Consider the following 20,921-nt stretch of genomic DNA (forward strand, 5'->3'; position numbering starts at 1 on the left):
CGGCCTGATCGACAGAAGTGATCATGCCGAGGGCTCACCCGTGTGCCACGGCGGATTCACCCGGCCGGTCCTTCACGTCGCCGGTTTGCGGCCCCAGATGAAGACGGCGTCGCCGACGTCGACGGTGTTCCACAGCAGCTGGGCGTCGGGCAGACGCAGATTGATGCAGCCGGCCGAGCCGCCGCCGTTGAAGAGGTCGCCGTAGACGCCGTGGAAGGCCTGCCCGCCGGAGAAGTACTGGGCGTAGGGCATGGGCGCGTTGTCGTACAGCTCGGAGTGGTCGTCGATACGGCGCTCGGTGATCTCGTGCCAGCCGTTGCGGGTCTGCTGGCCCCAGCGGCCGGTGCGGACCGCCACCGCCGGGTAGACGACCTGGCCGCCGCGCTGCACCCACAGGAGCTGGCGCCCCAGGTCGACGCAGACGAGCCGCTCTTGTCGGGTCGGGCACTCGCCCTTCTTGTTCGGGGCGCGGCGCTCCTCGATGACGAGGGTGGCACGGTAGGTGGCCAGACCGGCGAATCCGTCAGCGGGGACGATGCCGTTGCGCTCCTGGAAGGCGCGGATCGCCACGCAGTCGGCTTCGGACTGGCGGCCGTCGGCGGGCAGGTGCAGATACTGCTCCAACTCCCACTGGTACGGGCCGGTGTCCGCGGTGCACGCGGGTGCCGGCGCGGCGGCCGAGGAGGTCGGGGCGCCGACCCCGACGAGAAGGGCGGCGAGGGCGGCCACGAGTATCGGCACCCGCGGGCGGCGGCGTATGAGCGCGGTCACGGCGGCTCCTGCTGGCTGCGGCGACGGCATCGGGCACCGTCGCCCTGTCCGCCATTCGAGCACGCCGGACCCGGCGCCACCGTGGCGAAGGGGCCATCCGGGTGTCACCCGCGCCACGGCTGCCGCGCCTGAACGGCCCACCCGGCCGTGTCACGGCGCCGCGGCGCGCGCCGGCGGTGGTGTGCTGAGCCGGTGATGGGACATACGGTCCGCCGCGCCCTGCGCCACGGCGGAAGCGCCGCGCTGCTCGCGGCGGCGCTGCTGATGGGAACCACGGCGTGCGGCACACCGGACGAGCACCGGCCGCTCACGCCGGACGAGGCCCAGCGCCTCGCCCTGGCCCGGCTGTCGGTGTACGAGCGCGGCCCCGCCTCGGTCCGGCTGCGGGTGCCCGCGGCCGACACCGACGTGGGCGTGGACGCGGTCGTCGACTACGCGGCCCACCGCGCGCTCGGCAGCTACCGCGCCCTGGGCCGCGAGGGCAGGGTCGCCTGGGACGCGGCCGGGGTGTCGGTCGCACCGGGCCACGGCCATCCGGGGGGCCGGGGCGCCGCCACCCGCTGGTCCACCCGCGCCTACACCCGCGACCCGGTGGACCGCGCGCTGCGCCTGGTGCTCGCCCTGGGCAGCGACCGGCCCGAGAACGCCCAGCTCCTGGCCCAGTCCGGTCCCCGGTGGCTGGGCGAGCGACGGCTGCGGGGCCACACCTACACGCTGTTCGCCGGCCCCCGCCCCGCCCCCCACGGGCCCGGTCGTACGGCGCCGTCGGAGCCGCCCGTCTCCCCCGTGACGTACTGGATCGACGAGACGGGCGCGCTCGGCCGCGTCGAGGCCGTCCTCACCAGCGGGGCCGACCCGGTCACCGTCGACTTCACCGGGCGCCGCTCACCGCTGCCGCCGGGGCCCTGGCCCGCCCCGGCGGGCCCGGCGCGGCCCTGACGCCGTTAAGCGGACCCGGACGGCAGCAGGTAGCGCTGGGCGTCGGGGCGCCCGGGCAGGCCCACGGCCGCCCGGGCGGGCGCGGACGAGGCGTGCGGCATCGACCGCTGCGGCGCCGGGGCGGGCACGAGCCGGAAGGAGAGCCCCGCGGGCGCGGCGACGGCGGGCACCGACCCGGGCACCCGCCACCGCCCGGCGGGTCGCCCGCAGCGCGCGGCCTCGGTGAGGCCCGCCGGGGACACCCGCTCCAGCTGGTTGGCGTCGAAGCAGTTGCCCGCGAGGGCGGAGGTGGCGAGCACCAGGTCGGCCCCGTTGCCCGTGACCCGGTTGCCCCGTACCGCGTTGCGGGCGGCCGGATACCCGGTGACGTCGGAGAGCAGCACCCCCGCTCGGCGGTTGCCGCTGATGAGGTTGCGCTCGACGGTGTTGTCCGTGCCCCCGCCCACTCCGATCCCGATGCCGTAGCCGCCGTCGGCCTGCTCGGGGCTGCGGGCGTCGTTGTTGTCGGTGAGGGCGTTGCCCGCGAACACCGCGCGGTGCTGGGGCGCCAGGGACTCCAGGTCGTTGGAGTTCACGGTCGCCCCGACCCGGTTGTGGCGGGCCGTGTTCCCGAGGACGTACAACTCCTCGGAGGCGTTGGTGACTTCGATGCCCACGGCGTTGTGCTCGACGGTGTTGCGCCGCACCGTGGTGAGGCAGGGGCGGCACTGGCCCACATAGATCCCCGAGTCCGCCTGGCCGGAGGCGTACGAGTCCTCGATGAGCCCCTCGCGGGCGTCGAACGCGTAGATGCCGTACAGCGCGTTGTTGTGGGCCGTCACGAAGGACGCGCGGAAGCCCTTGAGCGGTGGGTACGCCTTGGTGTCCAGCCGTTCGTAGCCCGCTCCCCCGGCACCGCCGGTGTGCCGGGCCGCGTCGGTGACACCGGTGAACAGCACACCGTTGGCGAGGTGGTTACGGACCGTCAAATTCTCCACGGCCGAGCCCGCACCGGTCACGGTGACGCCGTTGGCGCGGCGGAACTCGCCGTCGATGACCGTACGGTTGCGGTCCGCGCCGCGCAGGACGACCCGGGGTGCGGCGACCGTGACGCTCTCCCGGTAGACGCCGGGCGCGACCAGCACCAGGTCCCCGGGGTGGGCGTGGTCGACCGCCTGCTGGATGGTCCGGAAGTCCCGCGGCACCCACAGGGTGGCGGCCGGGCCCCGCTTGGGCGGCGCGGAGTCGTCCACCGGGCCGGAACACGCCGGGACGAGCAGGAGCAGCGCGGCGAGGGGCAGGCCGAGCCGACGCCGCGGCAGAGCAAGACGAGAAGCGAGAGCGAACACGGTGCCAGGTGTATCGTGCCAAGCGCCGCGAATGCGAACTACACCCCTTATACGACTACTTGCCACGTGAGGGCGGGGAGGGGCCGGGGATGAACAGCGAGCCTGACGGTGTGACCCTGTCACCCGACCTGACCCAGCCAACGGATACATGCCGTCCAACCGGCCCGGCCCAACTGACCAGCCCGGCCCAGCCAACCGGCCCGGCCCGGCCAACCGGTCCGGTTGAGCCAACCGGTCTGGCCGAGCCACCCTGCCCGGTCCTGCCCACCGGTCCGGCCCAGCCAACCGGTCCGGCCCGACCAACCGGTCCGGCCGAGCCACCCTGCCCGGCCCTGCCCACTGATCCGGCCCAGCCCACCGACCCGGCCCGATCGGTCGGTGCCGGCGGGCCCGCCCGGCGCGGGCTGCTCGGTGGGCTGGCCGCTCTGGGTACGGCCGCCGCCCTGGCCGGCTGTCAGGGGTCCCGGTCCCCGGCCCCCGCCGCGCCCTCCCCTCCCCCTCGCCAGCCGGGCGTGACGGACCCGCAGCCCGCCCGGGCCCTGCTGCTGTCGTACGACGTGAGCCCCGGCGTCCACGGCCCGGCGGGCCGGGAGTCCGTACGCCGGATGTTCGCCGCCTGGACGCCCCTGCTCACCGCCCGCGACGGCCCGACCGTCACCGTCGGCCTCGGGCCCGCCCTCTTCCCCCGTCTCGGGGCGCACGCGCCGGAGGCGCTCCGCGATCTGCCCGCCTTCGCCGGGGACCGGCTGCGCCCCGAAGCCGGGGGCGGCCAGGTGTTCCTCCAGATCTGCGCGGCCTCCCCGGCGGCCTGCGCCGACCTCGCACGGCGGCTGGAGCGGACCGCGCCCGGCGTGCTGCGCCCGCGCTGGCAGCAGGCGGGCTTCCTCCCCGAGACGCCTCGCGGGGAGACCCCGCGCAACCTGTTCGGCTTCAAGGACGGCACCGCCAACCCGAACGCGAAACAGGCCGATCGGTGGGTGTGGCTCGGTCCGGGCCCCCACCACAACGCCACCTACCTGGTGGTACGCCGTATCCGCCTGGCGACGGCCGAGTTCGGTGAGCTGCCCGTGGAACGCCAGGAACGTGTGATGGGCCGCCGCAAGGCACACGGCGGCCCTCTCCAGGGCGGCCCCGAGCACGCCGAGCCCGATCTCTACGCCAAGACGAGCCAGGGCGGCTATCTGCTCCCGGCCGACGCCCACGTCCGCCTCGCCCACCCCCGTTTCGACGGCGGCGCCCGGATACTGCGCCGCGGCTACTCCTACGACAACGCCCCCGACGACCAGGGCCTGCTCTTCCTGGCCTATATGAACGACCCGGACCTGTTCGCCCGCGTACAGCGCCGCCTGGCGGGCCATGACGCGCTGGGCCCGTTCGTCGAGCACTACGGCTCGGCGGTGTTCTTCGTCCCGCCGGGAGCGGGGCCGCAACGGCCGTTGGCTGAGGGCGTGTTGTAGGAGCCGGCACCCGTGGCAGAGGTCAGGCGGGGAGGGCCTCCACCGTGGGGACCACGACGCCGAACAGGTCCGTGATGGTGGTCAGCGCCGCGGCTTGGAGGGTGGAGGCGGGCACGAGCGTGCCGTCGGGCGCGGCGAGCGGACGCGTCGCGGTGGCCTCGGCGACGACCGTGGGACGGTAGCCGAGGCAGAAGGCACCCTGGGCGGTGTAGTTGACGCACATGTGCGTCATGAACCCGGCCAGGATCAGATCCTTGCCACTGCCCGGCGCGGCGCCCAGGGCGGTGAGGGTCTTCTCCAGCTCGGTGGCGTGGAAGGCGTTCGGGACCTGCTTGACCACGACCGGCTCGCCGTCCACCGGTGCGACCTCGTCGACGATGGCACCGACGTGGGCGCGGATGTCGTACGGAGTGTTCTCACCGCCGTCGTTGACGATGTGCACGACCGGGATGCCCGCGGCGCGGGCCCGCGCCAGCAGACGGGCACCGGCCTCGACGGCCTCGTCCGCGCCCTCCAGGGCCATGACGCCGGTGCGGTAGGTGTTCTGGAAGTCGACCATGACGAGGACGGACTCGCTCAGCCGGGGCGGCTGGTCGTCCAGGCCCACCACCGCGCGCAGGGTCGCGGAGGGCTGGGTGGCCACGGGGTTGTTCGCGTTCATCAGAAGCCTTTCTGGGGTGAATCGGGCATGGCGCGGCGAGCCGTGTCGCGCTCGCGCGTCAGAGGGGGACGAGTGGAAGGGGCAGGCGGGTCAGGTGGTGCGGAACCGGCGGCGGTACGCCCCGGGTGTGGTGGCCAGTTGGCGTCGGAACGACCGGTGCAGGGTCTCCGCCGAGCCCAGTCCGGCCGTGGCCGCGACCTGGTCGAGCGGGCAGTCGGTGGTCTCCAGCAGCCGCCGGGCCGCCTCCACCCGCGCGGCTTCGACATAGGTGGCGGGACTGGCGCCCGTCTCCTGTGTGAAGATACGCGCGAAGTGCCGCTCGCTGAGGCACATCCGGGCCGCCAGGACGGAGGCGGACAGGTCCTCGTCGAGGTGCTCGGCGATCCACAGCCGCAGCTCGTCGATGTCACGGCGAGAGGCGGCGGGCCGGCTGAGGGGGACGGAGAACTGGCTCTGCCCGCCCTGCCGCTTGAGGTACATGACGAGTTGCCGGGCCACCGCCAGCGCCACGTCCTCGCCCAGGTCCTCGGCCACCAGGGCGAGCGCGAGGTCCAGGCAGGCGCTGATCCCGGCCCCGGTCCACAGCCGCCCCCGGTCGGCGCGTACGAAGATCGGGTCCGGGTCGACGGTGACCGCCGGGTGGTCGGCGGCGAGCTGGGCGGCGGTCGACCAGTGGGTGGTCGCCGTCTTCCCGTCCAGCAGCCCGGCGGCCGCGAGCACATGCGCGCCCACGCACACCGAGGCCACCCGCCGGGCGTACGGGGCGGTCTCCCGCACCCACGCCACGACGTCGGCGTCGATACGGGCGACGGGCCCCTCGTCGGTCACGTCGACCGCACCGGGCACCAGCAGGGTGTCCACCTCCGCGCCGACCTCGGCGAAGCCCAGATCGGCCAGCAGCCGCACCCCCGCCGACGTCCGCACCTCCCCCGCCACCGGCCCGGCCAGCCGCACCCGGTACCCGGCCCGCCCCGAGGTCTCCCGGTTGGCCAGGGCGAACACCTCGGCCGGGCCGGTGACATCGAGGAGGTCGACGTCGGGGAAGACCGCGATGACGACGCGGTGGGTGAGGGGCATGAACACATCCTCACCGGCGCCCCCGATGACCGCAATGACGATCCCCTGTCACATCCGGACACGCCGCCAGCCACAGGTGCCAGGCGATCCCGGGCGCCTGAATCACGGTCACATAACGAGTAATGCACGCGTGTGACATGTGCCATTGCACATGTCACATCATTCATCTCGGGCCCTTCGCCACCGTGGCGGGCCCGACCCCGTCGCGTCGCCCCGGCGCGCCGACTGAGGAGGGCACATGCGAAGACCTCTGGCACTGCTGGCCGTTGCGGTCTCGGCCGTTCTACTGGGCAGCGCGGTCCCGGTCGCCGCCGCACCCGACAGCCCCGAGGGCGACGGCGGCCGGATCGCGTGGACGTCCTGCGGCGACACCAGCACCCCGGCGCTTCAGTGCGGGATGCTCGAAGTCCCGCTGGACCACGCCCACCCGGACGGGCGCAAGATCAAGATAAAGCTCAACCGGCTGCCCGCCACCGCCCCCGAGAGCAAGCGGCAGGGGCCGATCCTGCTGAACCCGGGCGGCCCTGGCGACAGCGGGCTGTGGATGCCCGCCTACATCGCCGGGCAGATCCCGGCCGACGTCGCCTCGACGTACGACTGGATCGGCTTCGACCCCCGCGGCACCAACGGCAGCGAACCCCATGTGGTCTGCGACGCCCACTACTTCGACGGCGCGCGGCCCGACTACCAGCCCGGCCACGGCACCGAGAAGGCGTGGCTCGCCAAGGCCGCGACCTACGCCGCCGACTGCGCGGCGGACTGGAGCTGGATCCTGCCGCACATGACGACGGCGGACAGCGCGCGGGACATGGACCGCATCCGGGCCGCGCTCGGCGCCAAGAAGATCAATTTCTACGGCGGCTCGTGGGGCACCTCGCTCGGCTCCACCTACGGCCAGCTGTTCCCCTCGCATGTGCGCCGCATGGTCCTGGACAGCATCGTCGGGCCCACCATCTCCTGGTACGACCACAACATCCTCCAGGACAAGGAGCACGAGCGGCGCTTCAACGCCTTCGCGGAGTGGACCGCCAAGGCCGACTCCGTCTACCACCTGGGCACCGACGCGGACACCGTGGCCAAGAAGTACTACGCCGTGGAGGACGCGCTGCGCACCAGCCCGGTGTCCGCGGCGCCCGCCCCCGGCAAGATCGGCCCGGCCGAGTTCGAGGACACCTTCTACGGCGGCGGCTACAACTTCCTGCGCTGGCCCCGGATGGCCACGGTCCTCTCGGCCTACCTCACCCGCCACGACACCCGGCCGCTCGCCATCGCCTACAACCGGTACGCCGCGCCCGGCGCCGACGACGGGGCCTTCCCCAACTACAACGCCACACAGTGCACCGAGAGCGCCTGGCCCCGCGACTGGGAGTTCTGGAAGAAGGACCAGGCGAAGGTCAACGCGGTCGCGCCGTTCTACACGTACAACAACATGTGGTACAACGCCGCCTGTATGTTCTGGCCCTACCAGGGCGGCCCGGGCCGGATGAAGATCACCGGCAAGGGCCTTCCGCCGGTGCTGCTGTTCCAGGCCACCGAGGACGCGGCCACCCCGTACGAAGGCGGGGTCGCGATGCGCAAGGCGCTGCCCCACTCGAAGCTGGTCGTCCAGAAGGGCGGCAGCTTCCACGAGATCCTCTTCCACGGCAACGCCTGCCTGGACGACACCTTCGTGGCGTACTTGCGTGACGGAACCCTCCCCGGCGGCAAGGGACTCATCGCCAAGACCTGCGCCCCCGAGGCCGATCCGGCACCGCTCTATGTCGAGCCCACCCCGGCGGCCAAGGCGTCCGGGGCGGCGATCGCACCGACCGACCGGGAGGCCGTGCACGGCGGCCGCTTCTGACCATCCGGCGAACGGGGGGTGTGGGCTCCCGGGCAGACCCGGGAGCCCACACCGCGACGCCTCCGTGCTCAGACGGTGCCGAGCGGGTTGAGGAGAGCGAAGCGCCAGTCGCCGTCGGCGTCCCGGCGGGCGATGTTGGCGGTGGTGCCGGTCGGGGCGATCCGCTCGCCGCCCGGCCCGTCGATCTCCATCGTCCAGTCGGTGACCAGCAGGGCGGTCTCCGCGCCGATCAGCGTATGCCGCTGAACGTTCGTCAGCCTGCCGCCGGCGGCGACGGTTGTGGCGATCTCGGCCCGCAGCGCCTCGGCGCCGGTGAGCTGCTCACCGGTCACGGTACGCATGGCCGCACCGGGGGCGAACAGGGCCAGCACACCGTCGATGTCGCCGGCGTTCAACGCGTTCTGGAAGAGGATCGGCAGCTTCGCGGGGTCGGTGATGACAGGGGACATGGTCGGGTCCTTACTTTTCGCGGGTTCCGAAGGAATGTGGCTCCACCTTCTCCCTGCGCTGGCCCCTGGGACGAGGTAGAGTCCGGACCCGACATGGTCGAAAACGGACAGCGCGAGGTCGTCGACATCGCCTACGACAACCCCGACCGCCTGCACACGGGTATCGAGGTGCTGGCCTTCGACGCGCTCAAGCCGCGTCTGAAACGGTCGGTCGCCCGCCGCCCGAGCCGTCTCGACTTCCACCAGGTCATGCTCGTACGCGGTGGCGAGGGCACAGCGATGGTCGATTTCGTCACCTACCCGTGTACGCGTGGCACGCTGCTGCATCTGCGGCCCGGGCAGGTGCAACGGCTGCCGTACGGCACGGACGGTCACCCCGCCGACCTCGACGCCGTCCTGCTGATGTTCACCGCCGACTTCCCGCCACCGCTGTCCACGACGCGTCAGACGCTCGACGGCTTCGGCCCGGTGGCCCACCGGCTCGCGCCCGGCCGGTTCGACGTGTTCCAGCACGCCGTGACGGAGATCGACGCCGAGTACCGGGCCCTGCGGGATCAGCGCGCTCCCGATACCCACGGGGCCGACACCGAGCTCGCCCAAGCCCTGCTGCGCCACCTCCTCGGCGCGTTGCTCATCCGTATGGCACGGCTGCCGGACCCGGCCGCGGTCCCCGTGCCCGGCACCGAGGTGTACCTCGCCTTCCGGCGCGAGCTGGAGCGCTCCTTCGCCACCACCCGCTCCGTCGAGGAGTACGCGGCTCGGCTCGGCTACTCCGCCCGGACCCTGACCCGCGCCTGCCGGGCGGCGACCGGCCGCAGCGCCAAGCAACTCGTCGACGCCCGCGTCGCCTTGCAGGCGCAGCGGCTGCTCGCCCACACCGACCGGCCCGTGGCGGCGATCGGCCGCGCGCTCGGCTTCACCGAGGCGACCAACTTCGGCAAGTTCTTCACCCGGGAGACCGGCCGCACGCCCGGCGGCTTCCGCCGCGACACTTGGTCCTGAACACCCTCTCCACCCGCCTGGGAGCCCCGACATGCACCAGCTCACGTACGGCGACGTCAAAGCCGCCGCCGACCGCATCGCCGGACACGTCCGGCCCGTCGCCCTCGCCCAGGCGGACCCCGGTGAGGCCGGCCCCGCCCACGGCGACCGCGCGAAGGAGCCGTTCGAGCTGTGGCTGGCGCTGGAGTTCATGCAGCACACGGGCTCGTTCAAGGCCCGTGGCGCGCGCAACTTCCTCCAGGCCCACCGCGAGAGCGGGGCCCTCCCGGACGCGGGCGTGACGATCGCCTCCGGCGGCAACGCCGGGCTGGCGTGCGCCTGGGCCGCCCGGCAGCAGGGTGTCACCGCCACCGTGTTCCTGCCCACCACCGCGCCCGCCGTGAAGGTCGCCCGGCTGCGCGGCTTCGGCGCCGACGTCCGGCTGGTCGGCGCCGAGTACGCGGACGCCCTGGCCGCCTGCGCGGACTTCGCCGCCACGACCGGCGCGCTCGCCTCGCACGCGTACGACCACCCGCTCATCGCGGCCGGGGCGGGCACCGTGCTGGAGGAGATCCTCCAGCGGGTCCCCGGCCTGGACACGGTGGTGGTCGCGGTCGGCGGCGGGGGCCTGTTCGCGGGCGTCGCCACCGCCGCCCGCCACCACGGGGTACGCGTCGTGGCCGTCGAGCCGGAGAACTGCCGCGCGCTGAACGCCGCGATCGCGGCCGGTCACCCGGTCGACGTCACGGTCGACTCGGTCGCCGCGGACGCGCTCGGCGCGCGCCGCGTCTCACCCATGGCCCTGCACGCCGCCCAGCAGGGCGATGTGCGCTCCGTACTCGTCCCCGACAGCGAGATCGTGCGCACCCGGCGGGCGCTGTGGGAGCACCACCGGGTGGCCGTGGAGCACGCGGCGGCCACCGCGCTCGCGGCGCTCCCCGCGGCCGGACAGCGGGGGCCCGGCGAGGACGCCCCGGCGAGCGGTGGCTACCGGCCCGGCGCGGGCGAGAAGGTCGCCGTCGTCCTGTGCGGCGCCAACACCGACCCCGGCGACCTCGCCGACCGGGGCTGATCAGCAGGGGGTGTCGCTCACTCCTCGTCCAGCGCGAAGGTCCCGTACTCGGGCTTCCCCGTCCGCTCGTAGACGCCGTACCGCACGCCCGTGCTCGTGGTCAGGGAGTCCTTGAGCGCCCAGGCCGAGGGGCTGGCGCCCTCGCTGAACAGGCGCTTTCCGGTACCGATGATGACGGGGTTGACCAGCAGCCGGTACTCGTCGACGAGGTCGTGCCGCTGGAGGGTGGCGATGAGGTCGCTGCTGCCCTGCGTCATGATCACGCCGTCCAGCTCCTCCTTGAGCCGGGCGACGGTCTCCGCGGCCTCGCCCGCCAGCAGATGGGAGTTGTTCCACTCCAGCTCGCGCTGGGTGCGCGAGGCCACGTACTTCGGCATGGAGTTGAGCTTCACGGCGATCGGGTTGTTCTCGTCGGTGACGTGAGGCCAGTAGGAGGCGAAGAGGTCGTACGTCCTGCGGCCGAGCAGAAGGTGGTCGGCGGTCTGCTCGAAGATGTCGACCATGAGGCGCGAGAAGTCGTCGTCGGCGTACGGGACCTGCCAGCCGCCGTGCTCGAAGCCCGCGTCGACGTCCTCGCCGGGGCCACCCGGGGCCTGCATGACGCCGTCCAGCGTGACGAACGCGGTGACGATGAGGGTGCTCATGGCACTGCCTTTCCCCTGCGGAGTCTTTCTGGTTCCCGGTTGACTCCCGCGGGCGCGAAAACTCATCGCCCTGCCGCCCGGACGGCCTCGGTCCGTCCGGCCGCGCTCACCGGTGCTGAGGCTGCTGCCCGCGCTGCTGGTCGTGCTGGGCCAGGACCGCGAGCAGGGTCGCCACGGTCAGCCCGGCCTCGGCCGGGTGCCGCAGGGGGTTGCCCGCTTCGATGCGGTAGGTGTTCGAGCGCCCCTGCCGGGTGTGGGAGAGATATCCGGATTCCTCCAGGTCCGCGATGATCCGCTGGACAGCCCGCTCGGTGAGCCGGCAGTGCGCGGCGATGTCGCGGATCCGGATGGAGGGGTCATCGGCGATCGCGGCAAGCACACGGGCGTGGTTCGTCAGGAACGTCCACCCCGCGTGCGGTTCAGGTACAGCACCCATCCGCCCAGGATATGACGCTCGATTCACGCAAACAAATAGACGAAATTATTTTCATGTATCTCTTGACGTATCCGGAACGGAAGCGGAGTCTGAAGAGGACCCGATCAGGCCGGCGGACGCCTGGGAGCCACTGCCATGCCAGAGCACGCGATACCCGTACAGATCTGCGGGGGCGCCACCTACACGGCACCGCCGCACGCGCCGAGCGGCCGACCCCTGCCACACCTGGAGATCGAGGTGCGGCCGGCCGGCGAGCGCCAGCTCGTCAGAGTCAGCGGCGAGATCGACATCGACGCCGACCAGTTGCTCCAGAGCACCCTGGGCGCGGCGCTCCACCGCTCGCGCCGTGGGATCGACCTCGATCTGAGCGAGGTCGACTTCTGCGACTGCTCCGGCCTCAACGTGCTGCTGCGTATCCGCCGACGCGCGGTGCGCGACGGCAAGACGCTCCGCGTCCGGGCCACCAGCGCAGCCGTACGGAGGCTGCTGACCGCCACTCGCACGCTGGACGTGCTCGTCCCTTAGTCACAGCTTCAGGTGCTCCAGGCTGACACGGTGTGAGGGTCAACCGCCCCGTGCGCGGGGGATCATGACGCGTATGACCACCCACACCAGAAGATCCGACGTGCTGGCCGAAGACGGACCCCGGCGCAGGTTCAGCGGGCCGGCGACCGGCGAGGAGCGGCGTATACTCCTCGCCTTCCTCACCGATCAGCGCGTCACTTTGCAGCTCAAGTGCGCCGGGCTGGAGGAGGAGTTGGCGGCACGGGCCGTGGAGCCGTCCACGCTCTCGCTGCTCGGCCTCGTCCGGCACCTCACCGATGTGGAACGCCACTGGTTCCGCCGCGTCCTCGGCGGGCAGGACGTACCACGGCTGTACACCTCCGAGGACGCCCCCGACGGGGACTTCGACGGCGCCGCATACGACCCGGCGGCGGTCGCGGAGGCGTGGCGGGCCTGGCGGGCCGAGGTCGCGTACGCCGACGAGTTCGCGCGGCAGGCGCCCCATCTCGACGTCGAGGCCGACGACACCGCCTGGCGCGGCAGGGTCTCGCTGCGCTGGGTGCTCATCCACATGATCGAGGAGTACGCCCGCCACAACGGCCACGCCGACCTGCTGCGTGAGCGGATCGACGGCGTCAGGGGGGTGTGAGGCGGCGGCACCGGCGGCGCACCGTCCGGCCGGGCGCCGCCGGTTCACCTCTCGTTCGCTACCGCCGCCCGCCGCACTCCCAGTCGTGCACCTCGATGTCGGCGTACCGCTCGGCGCTCAACAGCGCGCGGGCGGTCTCCGCGTCCGGGGCCCGGACCAGGGCCGCCGTGCCCACCCAGGTGGCGCCGTCGTCGGAGAGCAGCGGCCCGTACGCGATCAGGTCCTCCCGGTCCGCCGGTACGACCAGGTCGGCGGGCTCCCCCGCACCCAGGCCGAGCACCAGATACCGGTTGCCGCCGGTCCGGCCGCCCGGGAACTCCCACATGGTGCGCCCCAGCAGATTGCGCCACCGGCGCACCAGCACGTCCCGGTACGCGCCGGCCTGGTAGTTGGGCTCGTCGAAGGCGAACGCGCGCGCCGCGGCGGGGTCCGGCAGGTCCACGATGTGCACACTGCCGGTGGGCGTCTCCCCGTCGGCGGCGAACGTCGGACCGCGCGCGATCAGCTCCTTCTCGTACCCGTCCATGTAGGACCAGTGGGCTTCGATCAGTTCGCCGCGCAGCTTGCCGGACCCGGGCCGGTCGCGGTGGTAGCAGAAGAACTCCATGGCCACGGAGTCTTGCCCACGGTACGCCACCACTTCAACGGGCTTTCGGCTCAGGCGGACGCCAGGACCCGGTCCAGCGTCGCCCGCCCGGCCGGGCCCCAGGTCTCCTTGCCCCCGGGCAGCCCCCGCTCCCAGGCCTGCCCGATCCCGATGAGGCCGAGACCCCGCAGCACCGCCCAGCCGCGCGCACGCCGGACGGTGGCCTCGTCCACGTCGCCGTACGCCGCGAAGAACCGGGCGGCCGCACCCGAGGGCAGCAGCAGCCACGCCGCCGCGAGGTCCGTCGCCGGCTCTCCGACGCAGAGCTCACCGAAGTCGATGACACCGGTGAGCGTTCCGTGTGAGCCGACGGCGTTCGCCGGATGGAGGTCGCCGTGCAGCCACACCGGCGGACCGTCCCAGGCGGGGGCGGCGACCGCCGCCTCCCAGACCTCCCGGACCCCGGCGGCCACCGGGGAGGAGACGACTTCGAGCTGTTCGTCGAGATGGGGTACGAGGTCGGTGAGGGGGACCCCGCGCCCGGGGTTGACCGGCGCCCCGGCGGGTGCGTCCCGGTGGAGTGCCCGCAGGAAGCCCGCCAGGGCGTCCGCCGCGTGAAGACCCTCGGTGACCGGAACACGGTCGAGCGGCTCACCGGCCACCCATCGCACCACCGTCCACACCGCCGGGAACAACGCGGACGGCTGTCCGACACGCAGGGGGACCGGCACCGGAAGCGGCAGCCCCGGAGCCAGCTCGGGCAGCCAGCGGCACTCCCTGCGCAGCAGATCCGGTGCGCGCGGGGTGCGCGGCAGGCGTACGGCCAGCTCGTCGCCCAGGCGCCACAGCTGGTTGTCCCAACCCCCGTCCACCGGGCGCGGATCGAGCCCGGCCAGGTACGGATGCTGCTCACGCAGCAGGGACCGCACCAGGTCGGCGTCGATGTCGATGTCGGTGTGCATGAGAGGCAGCATCTCCTACCCCCTCGCCGGGTGGGCCGTCAGGGGGGCTCTCGCCCGCCTCGGGCTCACGCCGAGGCCGGGAACCCCATTCGTGTGTGGCACATGGCCGACCCGGCAGTCACCTCACGGGACTTGATGGCTGGCCAGGGACGGGTGCGACGTCGTCGTTGGGTGTGCTCAACGGCGTTGTGTGCCCGACGCCTTCGGTTGGGCACCGCGCCCCCGCTACGCGCTGCGGATCGCCGTCACCAGCCCGGTCACCAGGTTCGCCCGCTCCGCCATCGTCTCCACCACCACATACTCGTGGTCCGCGTGGGCGCCGCCCCCGACCGCTCCCAGGCCGTCGAGTGTCGGCACTCCCAGCGCGGCCGTGAAGTTGCCGTCGCTGCCGCCGCCGACCGCCACCCCCTCGATGCCGGGGACCAGCTTCCGGGCCAGCGCGAACAACTCGGCCGACGCCGACTCGGGCATCGGCGGGCGGCCGACCGAGCCCTCCACCGTGATCTGTGCCCCGTCGAGGTGCGGAGCCAGCGCCGCGAACGCCGCCTCGACGCGCTGCTTCTCCTCGGCGGACTCGACCCGTACGTCCACGACCACGGTCGCCTGCGCGGGGACGACGTTGTCCAGGGTGCCCGCGGACGCCACGGTCGGGGTGACGGTCGTGCCGATCTCGGGGCGGGCGAGCGCCGCGATGTCGAGTACCTGGTGTGCCGCCTCGACCAGGGCGTTGACCCCGGCCGCGGGTTCGAGGCCGGCGTGGGAGGCCCGGCCCGCGATCGAGACGCGGAAGGTGCCGCAGCCCTTGCGGCCCGTCTTCAGGCCTCCGCCGTCCGCCGCGCCCTCGAAGACCAGTACCGCGCCGCAGGCGAGGGCGCGTTCCTCGATCAGCGCGCGGGAGGAGCGGGAGCCGACCTCCTCGTCGGCGGTCACCAGGATCTCCACGCCCGACAGGTCGTCGAGCGCCGCCAGACCGTGCACGGCCTGCACCAGGCCGCCGAGCATGTCGAAGACCCCGGGGCCGGTCACCCGCCCGTCCGCCACCCGGAACGGGCGGCGTTCGAGCGTGCCGAGGGGGAACACCGTGTCGTGGTGGCCGAGTACGAGTACGCGGGGGTCGCCGCCGCCGGACCAGTGGACGTGCGGCCCGGCCTCGCTCTCGACGAGAACGGCTTCGCCGCCCAGGCGGCGCTCGATGACCGCCGCGACGGTCTCGGCGGACGCCCGCAGGGCGTGGACGTCGCGGGAGGGCGACTCCACCTCGACGAGTGTGCGGAGGTCCTCGATCATCGCGTCGACACTCACGTCGACCCTGTGGTGCGTGGTCACCCGGTCAGCGTACTGGGGAGGCACCCGGCGTTCGGCTCGCATTTCCGGCGCCGGGGCGGCGCGGACGGAGGCCGGTCGGGGCCGGTTGGCCCCCACAGGCGCCCGGTCACCCCGATGCCATCGGGATGACCGCGCTGACCACGAAGCCGCCGGCGTCGTCCGGGCCCGCGCCGAAGAAACCTCCCAGGAGGTAGACGCGTTCGCTCAGCCCGAGCAGGCCGTGCCCGCCACTGGGCAGGTCCAGCGGGGCGGCGCCGGGCACGGCCGCCGCGTTACGGACCTCCACCCGCAGCTCGTCGCCCGTACACCGCACCCGGAGGCGGACCCTGGCTCCGGGCGCGTGTTTGCGTACGTTGGTCAGCGCCTCCTGGACGATTCGGTAAGCGGCCCGCTCCACGCCTTCCGGGCACGGGGCGCACGTCCGGTAGCCGATGTCGGCGTCCACCTCCAGGGCGCTCTCGGCGATGAGCCGGGGAAGGTCGCCGAGGCGGGGCTGGGGGCTGCGCTCCACCGGACCGCTGCCGCCCGCGGCCCGCAGCACACCGACCATGTGGCGCAGCTCCTCCAGGGTGCGCACGGACAGCGTCCGGATGGTCTCGGCGCTCTCCCGGGCGGCGGAGTCCTTGCTGCTCATGCGCAGCGCCCCGGCCTGGAGGCTGATCAGGCTCACCTGGTGGGCCACGACGTCGTGCATCTCGCGGGCCAGCTGCGTACGCTCGGCGGCCAGCACCCGCTCCGCCAGCAGCCGGCCCTCCCTGCCGCGCCCCTCGGTGAGCTCCCTGAGCCGCTGGGCGAGCTCGGCGCGCAGCGCGACGGCCCGGCCCAGGGCCAGTGCGGCGACGACCACGCCCAGACTGCTCTCCCACCAGATCGGGTCCCTGACAAGGTCGCGCAGTGCCGCCCCGCCCAGCGGGTACGGCAGGAACAGCGCGCCGAACATGAGCAGCGTGCACGCCGTGAGCAGCAAGCGGTTCAGCCTGAGACGGCTGACGGTGTACAGGGCGGTCAGCCCCGCGAGCCAGGCGGTGCCCATGTACTGACCCGGGAGGGTGAGGAGCAGGGTGATCACCGGCATCCGCAGCCGGGCCACCAGCGCCAGCGCCGCCCCGATCGAGATCGCCCACTGCACAGTGCTCTGGTGGCCCTCCATGATGAAGGTGTCACCGACCGCCATCACGACCGGGCCGACGACGACCAGCACACGCCGCTGAGCCGCAGTGAGCGTCATCGCGGCGGCCCGGGCCCTTCCCCCCGGCCCCCCACCAGCCCCGCCCGCTCCGCGATCACGGCCGCCTGTACGCGGTTGACTCCGCCCAGCTTGCCCAGCAGCGCGCTGACGTGGTCCTTCACGGTGCCGTGAGCCAGGTGCAGCCGGGCCGCGATCTCCGCGTTGGAGAGCCCCTGCCCCAGCAGCACCAGCACCTCGCGCTCCCGCTCGGTGAGCCCCGTCAGCGCCCGCTTGGCCTGTTCGGCGCCCCCGGCCCCGTCCACGTATCCGCCGATCACCGTACGGGCCACGGTCGGATCCAGGGTGCTTCCGCCGGCCGCGAGCACCCGGACGGCCCGGGCGAGCTGTTCCGGTTCGGTGTCCTTCAGCAGGAAGCCCGACGCGCCCGCGCGCAGCGCGGTGGCCAGGTACTCGTCGGTGTCGAACGTGGTCAGCATGGTGACGGCGGGCAGCCGGTCCCCCAGGGCTGCGGTGAGCCGGCTCAGTACGGTCAGCCCGTCCACGTCGGGCATCCGGATGTCCAGCATCACGACGTCGGGCCGCTGCGCGAGGACGGTGTCCACCGCCTGGCCGCCGGCGCAGTCCGCGACCACCTCGATGTCGGGCGCGGCTCCCAGGATCATCCGCAGGCCCGAGCGGACCAGCTGCTCGTCGTCGACGACGACCACCCGGATCGCCCGGTCTTCCCGTTCCGGTCCCACGCGTCCGACTGTAGGCCGCATCCCGGCGGGCCGCCGCGCGGCGAGCGCGCGTACCGGGCGCCGGGGCGCGGGCGGAGCTTCGAAGACCGGTGCTCACCCCCGCCGGGTGGCGGGGGCGGGAGCCGACAGCGGGCGGATCCGTCGGCGGGCGTTTGTGGGCCATGGTGGTGATGTGGTCCCGCACCGCCCTACGTATCCCTGTAGGACCTGATCAGCGGCCCCACCACCCCAGGCTCCCACCGCCCACCTCTCCTCGGGCTCCCCCGGCCTGGCAGCCTCCCGGCAAACGCCTCCCCACAGGGCAGGCGTCGACCGCCGGCCGAGGACCACCGCCCGCTCGGCGCCATACCTTTCAGGGCGCAGCGACGGGACGGCGAGGAAAGGCAGCCCGTATGTCGCACACAGGTGGCGCTCCGGCGACGGAGCACCGGCACGACGCGTTCCCGCTCTCCGGGCGCGCCGAAGAACTGCACGCACTGCGCGAGACCGTCCGCACCTCCGCCGCCGGGCACCCGGCCCTGGTCCACCTGGTCGGCGAGTCGGGCATCGGGAAGACGTCGCTGATCCAGGCCCTCACCGGCTCGGGCTTCGACGTGCCGGTCCTCGTGGGCAGCGCGTGCGGCGCCCCGCTGGAGCGGGACTTCTCCTTCGGCGTGGTCCGCAGGCTCTTCGGCGACCTCCTCGCGAAGACGGACGAGCCCACCCGGCGGGCCCTGCTGGACCATGCGGGCCCCCCGGCGCGGCTGGTGGTGGACGACGCCTCCTTCCAGACCCGGCGCACCAGCACGTACGCCACCCATCACGCGCTGTACAAGCTGGTCGTCAAGCTCGCCGAGCGCTCCCCGCTGCTCCTGGTCGTCGACGACGCCCACGCCGCCGACGCCCCCTCGATGCGCTTCCTCGCCTACGCGGCGCACCGGCTCTCCGGCCACCCCGTCACGGTGCTCCTGTCCACCACGGACGGCGAGCAGCCGTACGCCGAGGAGCCGCTGCTCGCGCTCACCGGCCGGGCGAGCGAGCTGCGGCTGGCGCCGCTCAGCGGCGCGGGCGTGGCCGAGGTCGTCCACCGGTCGGTGGGGCCCGCGAGCGCGGACGTGGTGGCGGCCTGCACCGAGGTGACCCGCGGCAACCCGTTCCTGCTCACCGAGCTGCTGCGCGTGCTGGGCCGGCCCGGCGCTTCCCCGGACGCGCTGCACGCCGACGAGGTGCGTCTGCTGGGCTCCCCGGCCGTCGCGGCACGGCTGCGGGCCCGCTTCCGGGCCCGCCCCGACACCGAGGCCCTCGCCCACGCCGTGGCGGTCCTCGGCGACGGCGCCGAGTTCGACGTCGCCGCCGACCTCGCGGGTCTGGCACCGGCCCAGGCCGCGCGTGCCCTGGACACCCTCGCGGCGATGTCCGTGGTGCCCAACGCCCACCCGCTCGGCTTCACCCACACCTTCGTACGCAACGCCGTCCTCGACAGCATCCCGGTCGGCGCGCGCCTGACCGCGCACGGGCGGGCCGCGCACCTGCTGCGCGCCGCCCACGCCCCGTCCGAGCAGGTCGCCGCCCATCTGCTGCGCTCCGGCTCCTCGGCCGCGCCCTGGGCCTGCGAGGAGCTGCGCCGCGCGGCCAAGCTCGCGGCGGGCCGGGGTGCCCCGGACATCGCGGCGACCTATCTGCGCCACGCCCTGAAGCAGCCGTCGTCACCGGCCGAGCACAGCGCCACGCTGTGCGAGCTCGGCACCGCCGAGCTGTCGTACGCGCCGCACGAGGGCATCGGCCATCTGCGCGCGGCCCTCGCGGCGGCCACCGACGCCCGCCAGGCCGCGCAGGCGGCGCTGAAGCTGGTGCCCGCGCTGGGCATGCTCGCGGCGCACGAGGAGGCGTCCGAGATCGCCGACACCGTTCTGGCCGACCTCGGCGACGAGGACCCCGACCTCGCGTGGCGGCTGGAGGCGGCGGCCATGATGCCGGAGTTCCTGCGGCTGTCGACGGCGCCCACCGCCCTGCGCCGGGTGGCGCGCATGAGCCGCCCGGCCCTGGGTGACCTGGCCCTGCGCCGCGCCCAGCAGGGGATGCTCGCCACCATGGCCGCCTGGCGCGGCGAGCAGCGGGAGAAGGTGGTGCGCTGCACCCGCGAGGCGATCCTCAGCGCCGACCAGAACTTCTTCCGGCCGCCGTCCTACTACACCCTGTTCGCCCTGGCCCGTACCGACGCCTCGGCCGCGGTCGACGAGGTGTACGCCGTCGGCGACCGGATCGCCGAGGGCAGCCGCTGGCCCCGGGCCGTCGCCATCATGTCCATGGCCCACGGGCTGAGGGCCCTGCACTCGGGCGACCTGCACGAGGCCGCCCGGCGCTTCGCCTCGGCCCTCACCTCCTTCGAGGACTACGGCGTCGACGTGCGCGGCGACCACTGCGCCGTCACCTGTGCCGTCTGGTTCACCGACGCCCTCGTCTCGCTCGGACAGCTCGACCGGGCGCGTGAGCTGCTGGCCCGCCATCTGGACGGGTCGGACGAGGTGCCGCAGACCCTGGAGCACACGTTCCTGCTGTACGCGCGAGGCCGTCTGCGGCTGGCCGAGGAGGATGCGCGGGGCGCGGTGGAGGATCTGGAGGAGTGCGGTCGGCGGGCCGAGGTGTGGCAGATGCACAACCCGGCGGTGGTGCCGTGGCGCTCCCGGGCCGTGGCGGCCCATCTGGCGCTCGGGCAGCGCGAGCGCGCCCGCGAACTGGCCCGCGAGGAGCTGGACCTGGCCCTGGCCTGGGGCACCGACGGCGTCATCGGCGTCGCCCAGCACGCGCTCGCCAACGCGGTGGGCGGCAGTGAGGGGCAGGAGCTGCTGACGGCGGCGGTCGCGCGCCTCGCGGCCTCGCCCCGCCGCCTCGGTCACGCGGCGGCGCTGCTCGACCTTGCGGCGCTGGCGCACCCGCAGGGCGAAGCCCGGGCCCTGCTGGAGCAGGCCGTCGCCCTGGCGTCCGAGTGCGGCGCAGAGCCGCTGGTACGGCGCGGGGAGCAGCTGCTCGCCGGGCTCGGCGGCGGTCGGCGCAAGGGGCGGCGGGCCCCCCACGGCCTCACCCCGCAGGAGCACCAGATCGCGCTGGCCGCCGCGCGCGGCGCCACGAACCGGCAGATCGCCCAGAGTCTGTGCGTGACCGTCCGCAACGTGGAGTTCCACCTCTCCAGCGCCTACCGCAAGCTCGGGGTGAAGCGGCAGGGGCTCGGTCCGCTGCTGCTCACCGGCGACGCCGTGGCCGCTGGGGGAGCCCCGGCGATGGCCGGGGCCGCCGCTCTCTGAGCTCCCTGGGCACGAGGGGCACCGCC

20 protein-coding genes are annotated in these 20,921 nt (G+C 73.7%); 8 read left to right on the forward strand and 12 right to left on the reverse strand.

The genetic code is table 11. From position 1 onward, the window contains the following. Nucleotides 1–72: 72 nt before the first annotated feature. Entirely contained in the window at nt 73–771 is a 699-nt protein-coding gene (locus ABD236_RS12665) for a L,D-transpeptidase family protein (protein WP_344073637.1), read from the reverse strand. 195 nt (nt 772–966) lie between these two features. Between ABD236_RS12665 and ABD236_RS12670 the strand changes: the two genes are divergently transcribed. Further along, on the forward strand, nt 967–1,710 hold the full coding sequence (locus ABD236_RS12670) for a hypothetical protein (protein ID WP_344073638.1): 744 nt from the start codon (nt 967–969) through the stop codon (nt 1,708–1,710). Between the two features lie 5 nt (nt 1,711–1,715). Here the strand turns inward: ABD236_RS12670 and ABD236_RS12675 are convergent, their stop codons facing one another. Further along, a complete protein-coding gene (locus tag ABD236_RS12675; protein WP_344073639.1) occupies nt 1,716–3,038 on the reverse strand; it encodes a right-handed parallel beta-helix repeat-containing protein in 1,323 nt (440 codons plus the stop codon). Nucleotides 3,039–3,550: 512 nt separating this feature from the next. Here ABD236_RS12675 and ABD236_RS12680 point away from each other — a divergent pair. Next, a complete protein-coding gene (locus tag ABD236_RS12680; protein ID WP_344073640.1) occupies nt 3,551–4,495 on the forward strand; it encodes a Dyp-type peroxidase in 945 nt (314 codons plus the stop codon). Between the two features lie 22 nt (nt 4,496–4,517). On the opposite strand, the gene ABD236_RS12685 is transcribed toward ABD236_RS12680, so the two are convergent. Continuing rightward, nucleotides 4,518–5,156, reverse strand: coding sequence for an isochorismatase family protein (locus ABD236_RS12685; protein WP_344073641.1), 639 nt, complete (start codon nt 5,154–5,156; stop codon nt 4,518–4,520). A gap of 90 nt (nt 5,157–5,246) precedes the next feature. Then, the gene (locus ABD236_RS12690) at nt 5,247–6,233 is read right to left on the reverse strand and encodes a GlxA family transcriptional regulator (protein ID WP_344073642.1); all 987 of its coding nucleotides are present in this window, start codon (nt 6,231–6,233) and stop codon (nt 5,247–5,249) included. Nucleotides 6,234–6,471: 238 nt separating this feature from the next. Here ABD236_RS12690 and ABD236_RS12695 point away from each other — a divergent pair, with 238 nt between their 5' ends. Then, entirely contained in the window at nt 6,472–8,076 is a 1,605-nt protein-coding gene (locus tag ABD236_RS12695) for an alpha/beta hydrolase (RefSeq protein ID WP_344073643.1), read from the forward strand. 68 nt (nt 8,077–8,144) lie between these two features. Here the strand turns inward: ABD236_RS12695 and ABD236_RS12700 are convergent, their stop codons facing one another. Continuing rightward, nucleotides 8,145–8,525: a YybH family protein gene (locus ABD236_RS12700; protein WP_344073644.1), complete on the reverse strand. Its 381-nt coding sequence runs from the start codon at nt 8,523–8,525 to the stop codon at nt 8,145–8,147. 93 nt (nt 8,526–8,618) lie between these two features. Between ABD236_RS12700 and ABD236_RS12705 the strand changes: the two genes are divergently transcribed. Together ABD236_RS12705 and ABD236_RS12710 are read left to right on the forward strand one after the other, a co-directional pair. Beyond that, entirely contained in the window at nt 8,619–9,527 is a 909-nt protein-coding gene (locus ABD236_RS12705; RefSeq protein WP_344073645.1) for a helix-turn-helix domain-containing protein, read from the forward strand. A gap of 31 nt (nt 9,528–9,558) precedes the next feature. Continuing rightward, complete coding sequence (locus ABD236_RS12710; protein WP_344073646.1) at nt 9,559–10,578, forward strand: serine/threonine dehydratase; 1,020 nt, start codon at nt 9,559–9,561, stop codon at nt 10,576–10,578. Between the two features lie 17 nt (nt 10,579–10,595). Here the strand turns inward: ABD236_RS12710 and ABD236_RS12715 are convergent, their stop codons facing one another. After that, nucleotides 10,596–11,222, reverse strand: a complete 627-nt coding sequence (locus ABD236_RS12715; RefSeq protein WP_344073647.1) for a dihydrofolate reductase family protein — start codon at nt 11,220–11,222, stop codon at nt 10,596–10,598. A 106-nt stretch (nt 11,223–11,328) separates the two neighbouring features. Then, nucleotides 11,329–11,658: a helix-turn-helix transcriptional regulator gene (locus ABD236_RS12720; protein ID WP_344073648.1), complete on the reverse strand. Its 330-nt coding sequence runs from the start codon at nt 11,656–11,658 to the stop codon at nt 11,329–11,331. 135 nt (nt 11,659–11,793) lie between these two features. Between ABD236_RS12720 and ABD236_RS12725 the strand changes: the two genes are divergently transcribed. Further along, nucleotides 11,794–12,183, forward strand: a complete 390-nt coding sequence (locus ABD236_RS12725) for an STAS domain-containing protein (protein ID WP_344073649.1) — start codon at nt 11,794–11,796, stop codon at nt 12,181–12,183. Nucleotides 12,184–12,256: 73 nt separating this feature from the next. After that, nucleotides 12,257–12,811: a DinB family protein gene (locus ABD236_RS12730; RefSeq protein WP_344073650.1), complete on the forward strand. Its 555-nt coding sequence runs from the start codon at nt 12,257–12,259 to the stop codon at nt 12,809–12,811. A 58-nt stretch (nt 12,812–12,869) separates the two neighbouring features. Here ABD236_RS12730 and ABD236_RS12735 read toward each other — a convergent pair whose 3' ends face one another. From ABD236_RS12735 to ABD236_RS12755, 5 genes are all read right to left on the reverse strand, one after another. Then, nucleotides 12,870–13,418 carry a YciI family protein gene (locus ABD236_RS12735; protein WP_344073651.1) on the reverse strand — a complete coding sequence of 183 codons (549 nt, stop codon included), beginning with the start codon at nt 13,416–13,418 and terminating at the stop codon, nt 12,870–12,872. 50 nt (nt 13,419–13,468) lie between these two features. Continuing rightward, nucleotides 13,469–14,359: an aminoglycoside phosphotransferase family protein gene (locus ABD236_RS12740; RefSeq protein ID WP_344073652.1), complete on the reverse strand. Its 891-nt coding sequence runs from the start codon at nt 14,357–14,359 to the stop codon at nt 13,469–13,471. Nucleotides 14,360–14,584: 225 nt separating this feature from the next. Next, on the reverse strand, nt 14,585–15,646 hold the full coding sequence (locus ABD236_RS12745; RefSeq protein WP_425543874.1) for a M20 family metallopeptidase: 1,062 nt from the start codon (nt 15,644–15,646) through the stop codon (nt 14,585–14,587). 145 nt (nt 15,647–15,791) lie between these two features. After that, nucleotides 15,792–16,913 carry a sensor histidine kinase gene (locus ABD236_RS12750; RefSeq protein WP_344073655.1) on the reverse strand — a complete coding sequence of 374 codons (1,122 nt, stop codon included), beginning with the start codon at nt 16,911–16,913 and terminating at the stop codon, nt 15,792–15,794. Further along, nucleotides 16,910–17,536: a response regulator gene (locus ABD236_RS12755; RefSeq protein ID WP_425543875.1), complete on the reverse strand. Its 627-nt coding sequence runs from the start codon at nt 17,534–17,536 to the stop codon at nt 16,910–16,912. Before ABD236_RS12755 ends, ABD236_RS12750 begins: the two co-directional genes overlap by 4 nt. 470 nt (nt 17,537–18,006) lie before the next feature. On the opposite strand from ABD236_RS12755, the gene ABD236_RS12760 reads away from it, so the two are divergent. Continuing rightward, nucleotides 18,007–20,895 (forward strand): ATP-binding protein, encoded by a 2,889-nt coding sequence (locus ABD236_RS12760; protein WP_344073657.1) that lies wholly within the window; start codon nt 18,007–18,009, stop codon nt 20,893–20,895. Nucleotides 20,896–20,921: the final 26 nt, after the last annotated feature.

The sequence above is a fragment of the Streptomyces crystallinus genome, assembly GCF_039521265.1.
Lineage (GTDB): Bacteria > Actinomycetota > Actinomycetes > Streptomycetales > Streptomycetaceae > Streptomyces > Streptomyces crystallinus.